This is a genomic window from Kitasatospora sp. NPDC096140 (genome assembly GCF_040303045.1).
Lineage (GTDB): Bacteria > Actinomycetota > Actinomycetes > Streptomycetales > Streptomycetaceae > Kitasatospora.
This window is the reverse complement of the sequence record NZ_JBEOUW010000017.1, coordinates 18,045-29,243: the sequence shown is the minus strand read 5'-3', so window position 1 is coordinate 29,243 and position 11,199 is coordinate 18,045. Positions and strand designations below refer to the sequence as shown.

Below are 11,199 nucleotides of genomic sequence, written 5' to 3'. Positions count from 1 at the left end.
GAGTGGTGTTGGGCGGCCCGGCCGGCGCGGCGCGGAGCCGCCGGCGCGGGGCGGGGGGGGGGGGCGGGGCGGCGGGCCCCGCCCCCGCCCGCGCCCCCCCCCCCCCCCGACCCCGGCGGAGCCGCTCGTAGGTCGAGCCCGGGACGGTGGTGAAGCGGGCGTAGCCGGTGGCGGCCAGCTGCGGTCCGCGCCGGACGACCGCGCTGAAGGTGAAGTCGACGGTGTTGCGGGTGCGGCGCGGCTCGGCGACGAGCTTCGCCTCGATGGTGAGGTCGGTGGGCTTCGCACCGATCAGCAGCTGGCGCGGGCGGGTGGTGTAGTCGAGGTTCCACATCATGAACTTGTGGTCGAGCGGAACGCCGAACCGGGTGTGGGCGAGGTAGAGCCCGGCCTGGCGGATCGTTTCAGCAGCCTGGATCGGGTCGTGCCGGGTACCGTCGGGGGTGCTGAAGAACGTGTGCGCCCGGGGCCATTGCGCGGAGACCGCGAAGGTGGTCTCGTTCAGCTGCTCGCTGCCGGTGAGGAAGACCTCGGCATGGCAGGCCCGGTGGACGTACTCCTTGGCGACGGTGCTGGTCAGACGGGGTGCCGGGCCGGCGTCCGGGCCCTGGCCGGGGACGGCCCCGGGGGCCTCGGCCGAGGTGAGGCCGGCGGCAGGCGTGCGGAAGGCAAGCAGAGTCATGGGGAGCGCTCCGAAGGGCCGTAACGGGCGGGGTGGGCTGCTCAGGGCTCGTAAGATACGTACCTACCGGTTTGCTTTTCAAGGCAACAGAACAAAGGTTCGTCGGCGGCCGAGCGGGGTCGTTCGGATACCCCCGGCAGAGGTCTGAACCGTTCCGCGGGCTGTGTGGGGTTGGTGAATGTCCGTTGACCTGCGGTGATTTCGCGGCTCAGACTTGACGGGTTCATTATCATGAGGTGCCTCCCCGTGGGTACGGCGGCTGCAAGTAAGAGCTGCTGTTCCGGTTGGAAGCCCTTCAGTGGGGGTCCTGGCCACCTGGCCGACCCATACCGTCCACGCGGTTTTTCATCGCTCAAAGACCGCCCTATGTGACCTGGCACGCAGGGATCGCCTCGGGGTCGGGCGGGTAAGATACGGGGTGTTTGGTTTTGTTTGCCGAGCGTTTCGGGTGGGGTGGTAGCGATGGTGCGGCAGGAACGGGCGGTCCGGACGCGTCGGCTGATCCTGGAGGCGGCGGCGTCGGTCTTCGACGAGTACGGGTACGAGGGGGCGACGATCGGCGAGGTCGTCGCCCGGGCCGGCGTGACCCGCGGTGCGGTGTACTTCCACTTCGCGTCGAAGCGGGAGCTCGCGCAGGGGGTCGTGGAGGAGCAGTTCGGCCGCGACGAGATCCCCGAACGGCACTGCAAGCTGCAGGAGTTCGTGGACCTCGGGATGGTGGTCGCCCATCTCATGCCGCGTGACCCGCTGTTGAGCGCGGGCGCGCGGCTCTCCCTCGGCCAGGACGTGTTCGGCGACTTCAGCGGCGGTGCCGCGCCCGGGTGGATCGAGCGGGCCGAGAGCGTGCTGACGGCGGCCCGCGAGCGAGGCGAACTGCTGCCGCAGGTGGTGCCGGCCGAGACGGCGTGGCTGGTGACCGGGGCCTGGACGGGCGTGCAGATCCAGTCCCAGAAGATGTCCGGCCGGGCCGACCTGGAACGCCGGGTCGCGGTGCTGTACCAGCACCTGATGCCGAGCATCACCGTGCCCGGCGTGCTCGCCACCCTCGACCTGGGCGTGGACCGGGGCGGCCGGGTGGTGGCCGAGCTGGAGGCGGCCCGGACGGCGGAGCCGGTGGAGCCCGGCGGGGGTGACGCCGGCCGGGGTGCGGCCGCCGGGGCGGGCGTCGGCGGGGTCGCCTCGCGCTGACCGCCCGGGTTCCGTTCCCCGGTTCCGTTCCGCCGGCTCCGATCCCCCGGTTACGTGGCTCGATCGCGCCTCGGCCGGTCTGCCGGTCTACCCGCGTCGGCCCGTCGGCCCGGTCCAGGGGCGACTCCTCCGCGCAAAAACAAACAGCGCGTTCGGTTTTGTATTGACAAACCGTCCGTCCTGTTTTTGGATAGGCGTCGGGTGCTCAACCGATCCCTCCGCGCAACATCGCGGGGCCGCGATCGAGCAGCGGAGCACCCGCCCGGCCGGTGGCCGTCGGGGTCGCCGATCCGTCTGGATTTGGGGTGGTCGTCGTGGAAATCCGGGTGCTGGGGGCCTTGGGGGTCCAACTGTCCGGGGTGTCGGTGGTGCCGACCGCCCCGAAGCCGCGGCAGGTGCTCGCCCTGCTGGCGTTACGGGCCGACCAGGTCGTGCCCGCCGGTGTCCTCGCCGAGGAGCTGTGGTGCGGCCGCCCGCCGCGCAGTGCGCGCACCACCGTGCAGACGTACGTCCTCCAACTGCGTGACCTCATCGACCGGGCGCTCGCCCAGGGGGACGGCGGCCCGGGAGCGTCCTGCGCGAAGGACGTCCTGGTCACCTCGGTCGGCGGCTACATGCTGAACAGCGGCGGCGGGCTCGTCGACCTCCAGGAATTCGACCGCCTCGCCGGGCACGGCTACCGCGCCATGGACGCCGGCGACTACCCGCTCGCCGCCCGCCAGTTGGGCGAGGCCCTCGCATTGTGGCGCGGACCGGCCTTCGCCGACATCCCGGTCGGCGGCCAACTCGCCGTCGAGGCCAAGCGGTTGGAGGAGACCCGGCTCTGCGCGCTGGACCAGCGGATCGAGGCGGACCTGCGGCTCGGGCGGCACCGCGTGCTGCTCGCCGAACTCACCGTCCTGGTCGACCGCTACCGCACCCACGAGAGCCTGCACGGCCAGTACATGATCGCCCTGCACCGCTCCGGACGGCGCGGCGAGGCCCTGGAGGCCTACCAGCGTCTGCGGAACACGCTGGTACGGGAGTTGGGCATGGAACCGTCCGCCGCCCTGCGCCGCCTCCAGCGCTCCATCCTGCTCGCCGGTCCCGAGCGGGCCGACCAGGACGAGCCGGCCGTGCTCGCCGACGGGGTGGCCGCACGCCCCGCCCGGCTCAGCCGCGTCGGCTGACCCGGCCGGACGGATCCGTCCGAGCCGAGCCGATCCGTCCGGGCTGCTCCGGACGGCCCGGACGGAGAGCCGCGCCTCAGGCGGGCCTCACCTCGGTGTTCTGGCCGGCGTGCAGGAGCCATCGTCCGTCGTCGTGCCTGGTCATGACGTAGAGCGGGGTGCCTTCGGAGTCGCCCGCCGCGGAGTGGTAGACCTGGCGCACCTTGACGGCCGCCACGTCGGGGCGCAGGAAGCGGATGTGTGCCACCTCGTAGGTGACCTCGCCGTCCCAGGTCGCGGCGGGCAGGACGGCGCGGGTGAACTCGGCGATCGCGTCGAGGCCGAGGAGGACCTTGCCGTGGGCGGTCGTCCAGAGGGCGTCGGGGTGGAACAGCGCGAGGAAGCCCTCGGGGTCCTTGGCGCGCTGGGTGCGTTCGACGGTGGCGACGATCCGCTCGATCGCGTCGACGTCGGCGGTGTGGGTGTCGGTAACCGGGGTGCCGGTGGCTTCGGTGGTCATGCGGATCATTCTCGTACCTCAAGTCAGCTTGAGGTCAAGCCGGTTGCCGGCACGGCGCGGAGGCTCAGGTAGTCGCCGAGGCGGGCGGCGGCGGTGAGCATGGCGAGGCCCCGGTCGGTGAGGCGTTTCTGCCAGCCGTCGAGGGCGGCGGCCAGTTCGTCGGTGCCGCCCGCCGAGCGGATCTGCCGGACCACGGCGGCGATGCGGTCCAGCGGGTAGCCGCCCCGCCGCAGCAGGTGGGCGAGTTGGGCGTCGCGGACGTCGGCCGGGCCGTAGACACGGTGGCCGGTGGCGCGGTCGCGGGCCGGGGTGAGGATCCCGGAGACCTCCCAGGTGCGCAGGGTCGCGGGGGTGACGCCGAGCCGGTGTGCGACGTCGCCGATGGTGAGCGGGCCGGGCGGGGCCGGACGGTCGGCGGCGGTCGGCAGTGCGGCGGGTGCGGCAGCCGCGGAGGTGAGGTGGCCGACGGCGTCCCGGACGGCGACCAGCGTCTCCCGGTCGCGCAGCATGCGGGCGTGGCCGCGGTCGAGGGTGGTCAGGGCCTCGTCGAGGCGGTCGGCGTGCACGGCGGTCATGACCGGGCCGGCGAGCGGGTGCCCGTACGCGGCGACGAGGGCGAGGAACGCGCGCAGGGCGGCCGCGTGCAGCTCGGTGTAGATCCGGTAGCCGGTGGGGGTGCGGGCGGCGGGCGGGAGGCAGCCGTCGCGCTCGTAGTTGCGGACCGCCTGGGTCGAGATGCCGTGCTCGCGCGCGAGATCGGAGGGGCGCATGGTCGTCTTCCGTTCGGGCCCGTTTGAGACTTCCTGCGGCAGATCTCGTGGCAGTCGGCGGGCTGGCTCGGGCAAAGTCTCAACCGATCTTTCAAGGATACGCTTGAGGTCCATGAGTCAGGACATTCACGACTTCGTCACCCCGTCGTGCGAGCTGCTGGGGCTCGGCGAGCCGACGCACCAGGAGCCGGCCTTCGGATGGGTCCGCAACGAACTGTTCGCCCGGCTGGTCGACCGGGGCTTCCGGTCGATCGCCCTCGAAACCGACCGCGTGGCTGCCCTCGCCGTGGACGACTACGTCCGGGAGGGTGCGGGCACCCTGGACACGGCGATGGCCGAGGGCTTCTCGCACGGCTTCGGCGAGCTCCGCGCCAACCGCGAACTCATCGCCTGGATGCACGAGTTCAACCGTAGCCGACCGCAGGGGGAGCGGCTGGCCTTCCACGGCTTCGACGCCCCGACCGAGACCTACAGCGCCCCCAGCCCGCGCAGCTACCTTGAGCACGCCCGCGACTACCTGCTCGGACGCGACCTGGACCACGCCCGCGATCTGGACCACGCCCGCGACCTGGACCACGACCACGGCGCCGGCCGCGGCCACGACCTCGACATCGCCGGACCGGCCGGCGAGGACGAGCGCTGGAGCCGGGCCGAGGCGGTGCTCGACCCGGCGCAGTCGCCCGGCGCCACCGCCGAGGCCGGGAGGCTGCGCTGCCTCGCCGACGACCTGCTCCTCCGACTCCACGCGCGGGCACCCGAGTTGATCGCGGCGACCTCCCGGGCCGCGTGGTTCCGGGCCAGGACGCAGCTGACCGCGGGCATCGGCCTCCTGCGCTACCACGCGCAGTCGGCGGTTCGGGGCCTCACCCCGAGCGACCGGTTGAGCGGCCTGATCCGCGTGCGGGACGCGCTCATGGCGCAGAACCTCCTCGACATCCGCGAGCTGGAGGCGCAGCGTGGGCCGACCCTGGTGTTCTCGCACAACCAGCACCTGCAGCGGAACCCGAGCGCCTGGGCGCTGGGGGAGCTGGACTGTGGCTGGAACAGTGCGGGCCGCATCGTCGGCGCACTGCTCGGCGAGCGGTACGCCTTCGTCGCCGGGAGCCTGGGGCGCAGCGAGGCGATCGGTCTGGGCGAACCGGCACCGGACACCTACGAAGCGTTCCTGCAACGGGGCGGTACGGGCTGGGAGTTGACGGAGGCGCGACTGCCCGCCACCGGCCGTACCCGCACCGACACCACACCGCCCCAGGGCTACTTCCCGCTCGACCGGGAAGTTCTCGACGGCGCGGCGGCGCTGCTGCACATCGGTGACGGCGCGCAGGTCGCGGCGGCTGCGGCCGAGGCGGCGGCGTCGGAGGCAGGCGGGGGCTGAGGGGCGGCCGCCGGGCCCGGGTAGGCGGCCCGAAGATGGGAGAGCAGGGCGGCGGCCGGCGGCTCGGCCGGCCGCTCGCCCGGCCAGGCCAGCGCGATCCGCACCAGTGGAACGGGATCGGCCAGCGGGCGGACCCGTAGCCCCGGGACCGCGCCCGGGTCCGGCAGGACGGCCACACCCAGCCCGTGTGCGGCGAGATCCGCCAACTGCGGTGGTGCGGCGGCCTCGACGCCGACGGTCGGGCTCGCGCCGGCCTCGGCCAGGGCGTGCTCCAGCGCCGTGCGCATGCCGGTGCCGCGCGGGGTGCTGACCAGGGCGTGTCCGGCCAGCGCGGCGACCGGGAGGGCATCGTCCCGGACGGCGTCACCCGGGGCGGTCGAGAGCGGGTGGTGTGTGGGGCAGGCCGCGACCAGCGGCACTTCCAGCACGGTGTGCAGGCCGAGACCGGCCAGTGTCGTCCAGCCGTCGTCGCCCTCGCGTCCGCTCGCGGCGGTGGGCAGGCCGATCACGGCGAGGTCCAGCCGCCCGTCGCGCAGGGCGGCGAGCATCCCCGCGGTGGTGTCCTCGGTCAGCGAGAAGTCGATGCCGGGGTGCTCCTGGCGGAACGCGGCCAGCGTGGTGGCCAGGCCGGGGAACGTGCCCAGCTCGGGCGGCGGGGTGAACGCCGCCCCGGCGACCATGCCCAGCCGTACGTGCCCGCGCCGCAGCCCGTCGAACTCCCGCGCCGTCCGCCGGGCCGCGGCGGCGGAGGCGAGCGCCGCCCGGGCGTGCGGCAGCACCGCCTCGCCGGCCGGGGTGAGGCGTACGGTGCGGCCCGAGCGGTCGAGCAGCCGGTGCCCCAACTCGCGCTCCAGCTGCCGGATCTGGGAACTGACGCCGGGCTGGGTCAGGTGCAGCAGCTGCGCGGCCCGGGTGAAGCTGCCGTGCTGGGCGACGGTGACGAAGTACTGGAGCTGCCGCAGTTCCATAACTCATGATCATAGGCGGCAGAACATCCCGGTCTTGGACGGGCGTGCGGATCCGGCCGCAGGCTGGACGCATGGAGAGCGTGCCGAAGAGCAGCGTGCGGAAGAACACCGTGCCGAATGACGCGGTGCCCGAGAACGGCGTGCCCGGGAACGGCCTGCCGCGGCGCAGTGAGCCGACGGCCCCGGACGCCGGGCGGCTCGACTGGATCCGCGAACAGATCGCGGCCGAGCGCCGTGAACTCGCCGAGGTGTTCGCCGCCTTCGCCCCGGAGCAGTGGAACGCGCCCTCGCTGTGCGAGGGTTGGCGAGTGCGAGAGGTCGTTGCGCACATGAGCACCGGCTTCCGGCACTCGACGGCGCGCACGCTTTTGGAACTCGGGCGCTCCGGTGGCAACGTCCACCGCATGGCCGACCGGATCGCCCGCCGCGATGCCGCCGCCCTGACCGTGCGCGAACTCGCCTCCGCCCTGGCCGAGCACGCCGACCACCCCTGGCGCCCGCCGGTCGGCGGCCGGATCGCGGCCCTGGCGCACGATGCCGTCCACGGCCTCGACATCACCGTGGCGCTCGGTCTGCCCGCCCGGCTGCCCATGGCGCGCACCACCGCGCTGCTGGACGCCGTCACCCCCCGTAGCCTCCGGTTCTTCGGGGCGCGGCTCGACGGAGTCCGGTTGGTGGCGACGGACGCCGACTGGTCGTACGGGCAGGGCCCGGTCACCGTCGAGGGGCGGGCCGAGCACCTGCTGCTGGTGACGTACGGGCGCCGCGTGCCGGAGGGGCTGCTCGCCGGGTCGGGGGCCGGGCGGTTCGCCCAGGGCGGATGAGCGGGAGGCGGCGGCCGCGGCCACGGGTCACCGGGCGGCCAGCCACTCGGTGAGGGCGGCGTGCAGCAGCTCGACCTGTGTGCGGTCCAGGATCACCGTCGTCTGCGCACCGGCGCCGTCCGGGCCGCCCTGGTCCGAGCCGGCGTCGTCCGAGCCTGCGTCGTCCGAACGGCCGTCGCGCGGGGTGTCGTCCTCCGGGGCGCCCTCGGCGGGCCGCCCCAGGCCCAGTCGGAGGTACTCCACCGGGACGGGTCGGCCGCCCGCCGACTCGGGATCGTCGCGGAACCGGACGTCGGGGTGGCAGTGGTCGGGGATCTCGGCGAGCTCCAGCCAGCCCCCGCGCGGGTCGTCGGCGGCGGGGTTGACGTGCGAGCCCCGGTAGATCCGCGGCGCGGGCGCGGTTTCGAGGCCGCCGTCGTCGCCGTCGTCGGCGAACAGCAGTCGGGTGGCGAAGATGGACACCGGGTTCTCCTCCGGGGAGCGGCGACGGGAGTCCCCGAAGCCTGGCGACGGGAGTCCCCCGAGCCTAGGGGCGCTCCCCACTGCCGTCATGCGAGTTCCGGGCGCCCGTGACTACGATCGGAAGAAGCCCTTCCGGATGGTGGTGAGACGGAAGCCAGGTCGCCGATGCCCCCGAGGTCCGTGCAGTGGCCGCCGTACGTGCGGGTCGCGCCGTGGTTGTTGATCATCGGCGGGCTGGTGTGGAACTCACTGGATCCGTCCGACTACTGGGGCGATCCGCTGTTGGCGGCGGCGGCCGTGCTGTCCGGGGCGCTGCTGACCCTGCGCGACACGATCGCGGTCGGGGTGGCCAATGTGACCGGGATCCTGGTGCTGTCCACCCAGGACGCCTCGATCGGGACCGGCGACGGCTACCTGGAGCTGGTGAACACGGCCTTCGCGGCCCTGCTCGGGGTCGGGGTGAACCGGGTGGTGGCCCGGCAGGGGCGGCGCCTGGAGCGGGTGCGGTCGGTGGCGGAGGCGGCGCAGCGGGCGGTGCTGCCGGAGCCGCCGGGACGGGTGGGCGAGCTGTCCGTCGCGGCCTGCTACCAGGCCGCCTACGACGAGGCACTGATCGGCGGGGACGCCTACGCCCTGCAGACCACCCCGTACGGCGTGCGCGCGCTGATCGCGGACGTCCGGGGCAAGGGCCTGCACGCGGTGGGCGCGGTCTCGGTGCTGCTGGGGGCCTTCCGGGAGGACTCGCACCGGGTGCCGGACCTGGCGGCGCTCGCGGACGCGCTGGAGGCCTCGCTGCTCCGGGAGGCCGACCAGCTGAGCGAGGAGCTGCGCCTGGAGGGGTTCATCACGGCGCTGCTGGTGGAGTTCCCTCCGGGCGAGGGGGTGGTGCGCACGCTCGACTGCGGGCACCCCGGTCCGTACCTGCTGGGTCCGGGCCCGTCCGTGCCGAGTCGGGGCGCGTCCCTGCGGTCCGTCGTCCCGGACCTGTCGACCGCTGATCCCGACCCGCTCGACCCGCCGGGCCGGCCCGCGCCGCCCATACCGCCCACACCGCCTGCGCCGCCCACACCGCCCGGCCCGCCGGACCGGCGGGATGCGGGCCGGTACCCGCGGAGCGGCGAGCCGGCGGTGCGGCGGCTGGACGCGGCCGACCCGGGGCTGCCCCTGGGGATGGGCGTGCTGGGGGTGGCCCGGCCCGCGCCGGAGAGCCGGCCCTTCCCGCCCGGGTACACGCTGCTGCTGGTGACCGACGGGGTGACCGAGGCCCGGGACGGGGCGGGCGAGTTCTACGACCCGGTGCTCGGGCTGGCTCCGCTGGGCCCGTTCGCCGGCCCGGGCGCGGTGCTGGACGCGCTGGTGGCGGACGTCGAGCGGTGGGTCGGCGGGCCGCGCGACGACGACATGGCCGTCCTCGCGATCACCCGCCGGGCGGACGGCTGAGGAGCGGGCGCGGTGACACCGGTCGTGCACCGTTCGACGGTTGCCCAACGTCACGCGGATATCACGATGAGGTGACGGCGGCGCGGTACTCCACAGGATCCGGCCAAGTTGAGCGGTGCCGTCCGGTGGCCGGAATGGCCGTGTCCGAATACCGGACGACGGAATGGACGGTCGGCGCGGCCGGTGGCCCGCACGCCCCTCGGCCGGTGCCGCCTTGGCCGACCGGCGGTGCCGCCGCCGCGACCGGTCCATAAGGGGGCGTAGGAGACGCGCAAGAGGCGGTCGGGGGAGTGGCGGGAACCGGCCGAGCTGCGGTTCGTCCGGAAACGGACCTGGTGCTTGCCCCGTGTCGAACGGGTGGCCGAGAGTCGAATCGATGAACGAGATGCCTAGCCCCCGCCAGGCCCGTCTGCTCGGCCACCGCGACTTCCGGCTCCTCTTGACCGGCGCCGCAGCCGCCCAGACGGGCAGTCAGGTCACCCTGGTCGCGTTGCCCTTGGTGGCGGTGGTGGTGCTGGACGCCACCCCGTTCGAGGTGGGTCTGCTGACCGCCGCCGAGACCGCCGCCTTCCTGCTGGTCGGCCTGCCGGCCGGCGCCTGGCTGGACCGGATGCGCAAGCTGCCGGTGCTGATCCGGGCGGACGTCGTGCGCTGCCTGGCGGTGGGGTCGATCCCGCCCGCCGCGGCGCTCGGGGTGCTGACCATGCCGCAGCTGTACCTGGTGGCGCTGGTCACCGGGGTCGCGACGGTGTTCTTCGACGTCGCCCACCAGTCCTTCCTGCCCGCCGTCCTGCCGCGCGAGCAACTGGTCGGAGGCAACGGGGCGCTGGAGACGGTCCGCTCCTCGGCGCAGATCGCCGGGCCCGGCCTCGGCGGCGGGCTGGTCCAGCTGCTCGGCGCGCCGCTCGCCATCGTGGCGGACGCCTGCGGCTACCTGGCCTCCGCGCTGCTGCTCGCCCGGATCAGGGTCGAGGAGCCGCGGCCGGAGCCGGCACCCGGGCGCTCGCTGCGCGCCGAGGTGGGGGAGGGCGTCCGGTTCGTGCTCGGGCACCCGCTGCTGCGGGCGATCGCGACCGCCACCGCCGTGTCCAACCTGTTCGCCGCCGTCCTGATGGCCGTGCAGACGGTCTTCTGGGTACGGGTGCTCGACCTGTCGCCGGGAGCCATCGGCGTGCTGCTGTCGACCTCCGCCGTCGGCGGGCTGGCCGGCGCGCTGTGCGCGGGCCACCTGGCGCGGTGGGTCGGGCAGGCCCGGCTGATCTGGCTGTCCACGGTGGTGACGGCGCCGTTCGCGGTGCTGTGGCCGCTGTCCGGCGGCGGCGCGGCCGTGGTGCTGTTCGGCCTCGCCTCCGGGGTGGTGCTGTTCGGCGCGGTCGCCTACAACGTCGCCCAGGTCAGCTTCCGGCAGAGCGTCTGCCCGCCGGAACTGCTCGGCCGGATGAACGCCACCATGCGCTTCCTGGTCTGGGGAACGCTGCCGATCGGCGCGCTGGGCGGCGGGATCGTCGCCGACGCGGCCGGGCCGCGCGCCGCACTCTGGCTCTGCGCGGTCGGGTTCCTGCTGGTGCCCGTGTCGCTGCTGCTGTCGCCGCTGCGGCGGATGCGCGAGCTGCCGGGCGGCGGCGCGCCGGGTGCCGAGGAGGCGCCCGGCGAGGCGACCGCCCCCGCCGGGGAGACCGCCGCCGGGGACGAGGCCCCCGGGGAAACCGCCACCGCCCGGGAGAACGCCGCCGTGAACGACGCCACCGGGGCGACCGCTGCCGCCGAGCCCGCCGTCGAGCAGATCGCCGCGGGCCCCACCACCCACTGACCCACCCCTGAC

Annotated in this window: 10 protein-coding genes and 1 pseudogene; 6 read left to right on the top strand and 5 right to left on the bottom strand. The window is 74.4% G+C overall.

Annotated elements, in window-relative coordinates; all coding sequences use genetic code 11:
• Positions 1-682, bottom strand: a 682-nt coding sequence (locus ABT048_RS19345; protein ID WP_350522627.1) for an AfsA-related hotdog domain-containing protein, incomplete at its 3' end; no start/stop codon positions are given.
• 462 nt (positions 683-1,144) lie between these two features.
• On the opposite strand from ABT048_RS19345, the gene ABT048_RS19340 reads away from it, so the two are divergent.
• The gene (locus ABT048_RS19340) at positions 1,145-1,870 is read left to right on the top strand and encodes a ScbR family autoregulator-binding transcription factor (protein ID WP_350522626.1); all 726 of its coding nucleotides are present in this window, start codon (positions 1,145-1,147) and stop codon (positions 1,868-1,870) included.
• Between the two features lie 314 nt (positions 1,871-2,184).
• A complete protein-coding gene (locus tag ABT048_RS19335; protein ID WP_350522738.1) occupies positions 2,185-3,039 on the top strand; it encodes an AfsR/SARP family transcriptional regulator in 855 nt (284 codons plus the stop codon).
• Between the two features lie 76 nt (positions 3,040-3,115).
• Here ABT048_RS19335 and ABT048_RS19330 read toward each other — a convergent pair whose 3' ends face one another.
• A complete protein-coding gene (locus ABT048_RS19330; RefSeq protein WP_502894035.1) occupies positions 3,116-3,547 on the bottom strand; it encodes an SgcJ/EcaC family oxidoreductase in 432 nt (143 codons plus the stop codon).
• Positions 3,548-3,561: 14 nt separating this feature from the next.
• On the bottom strand, positions 3,562-4,308 hold the full coding sequence (locus tag ABT048_RS19325) for a TioE family transcriptional regulator (protein ID WP_350522624.1): 747 nt from the start codon (positions 4,306-4,308) through the stop codon (positions 3,562-3,564).
• On the opposite strand from ABT048_RS19325, the pseudogene ABT048_RS19320 reads away from it, so the two are divergent.
• Positions 4,274-5,560, top strand: a pseudogene (locus ABT048_RS19320) (erythromycin esterase family protein); the annotation flags it as partial. The gene ABT048_RS19325 and the pseudogene ABT048_RS19320 sit on opposite strands and share 35 nt — an antisense overlap.
• A gap of 2 nt (positions 5,561-5,562) precedes the next feature.
• Here the strand turns inward: ABT048_RS19320 and ABT048_RS19315 are convergent.
• On the bottom strand, positions 5,563-6,651 hold the full coding sequence (locus tag ABT048_RS19315) for a LysR family transcriptional regulator (protein WP_350522623.1): 1,089 nt from the start codon (positions 6,649-6,651) through the stop codon (positions 5,563-5,565).
• Positions 6,652-6,722: 71 nt separating this feature from the next.
• On the opposite strand from ABT048_RS19315, the gene ABT048_RS19310 reads away from it, so the two are divergent.
• Positions 6,723-7,475, top strand: a complete 753-nt coding sequence (locus tag ABT048_RS19310) for a maleylpyruvate isomerase family mycothiol-dependent enzyme (protein WP_350522622.1) — start codon at positions 6,723-6,725, stop codon at positions 7,473-7,475.
• A 27-nt stretch (positions 7,476-7,502) separates the two neighbouring features.
• Here ABT048_RS19310 and ABT048_RS19305 read toward each other — a convergent pair whose 3' ends face one another.
• Entirely contained in the window at positions 7,503-7,937 is a 435-nt protein-coding gene (locus tag ABT048_RS19305; RefSeq protein ID WP_350522621.1) for a hypothetical protein, read from the bottom strand.
• A 165-nt stretch (positions 7,938-8,102) separates the two neighbouring features.
• On the opposite strand from ABT048_RS19305, the gene ABT048_RS19300 reads away from it, so the two are divergent.
• Both ABT048_RS19300 and ABT048_RS19295 read left to right on the top strand, forming a co-directional pair.
• On the top strand, positions 8,103-9,377 hold the full coding sequence (locus ABT048_RS19300) for a PP2C family protein-serine/threonine phosphatase (RefSeq protein WP_350522620.1): 1,275 nt from the start codon (positions 8,103-8,105) through the stop codon (positions 9,375-9,377).
• 376 nt (positions 9,378-9,753) lie between these two features.
• Complete coding sequence (locus ABT048_RS19295) at positions 9,754-11,187, top strand: MFS transporter (RefSeq protein WP_350522619.1); 1,434 nt, start codon at positions 9,754-9,756, stop codon at positions 11,185-11,187.
• The last annotated feature ends 12 nt before the right edge of the window (positions 11,188-11,199 follow it).

Excerpts from the sequence above, each read along its gene's own strand:
- ABT048_RS19310 (WP_350522622.1), top strand. The coding sequence starts at position 6,723 with ATGGAGAGCGTGCCGAAGAGCAGCGTGCGGAAGAACACCGTGCCGAAT.
- ABT048_RS19315 (WP_350522623.1), bottom strand. The coding sequence starts at position 6,651 with ATGGAACTGCGGCAGCTCCAGTACTTCGTCACCGTCGCCCAGCACGGC.
- ABT048_RS19325 (WP_350522624.1), bottom strand. The coding sequence starts at position 4,308 with ATGCGCCCCTCCGATCTCGCGCGCGAGCACGGCATCTCGACCCAGGCG.
- ABT048_RS19340 (WP_350522626.1), top strand. The coding sequence starts at position 1,145 with ATGGTGCGGCAGGAACGGGCGGTCCGGACGCGTCGGCTGATCCTGGAG.
- ABT048_RS19300 (WP_350522620.1), top strand. The coding sequence starts at position 8,103 with ATGCCCCCGAGGTCCGTGCAGTGGCCGCCGTACGTGCGGGTCGCGCCG.
- ABT048_RS19330 (WP_502894035.1), bottom strand. The coding sequence starts at position 3,547 with ATGATCCGCATGACCACCGAAGCCACCGGCACCCCGGTTACCGACACC.
- ABT048_RS19295 (WP_350522619.1), top strand. The coding sequence starts at position 9,754 with ATGAACGAGATGCCTAGCCCCCGCCAGGCCCGTCTGCTCGGCCACCGC.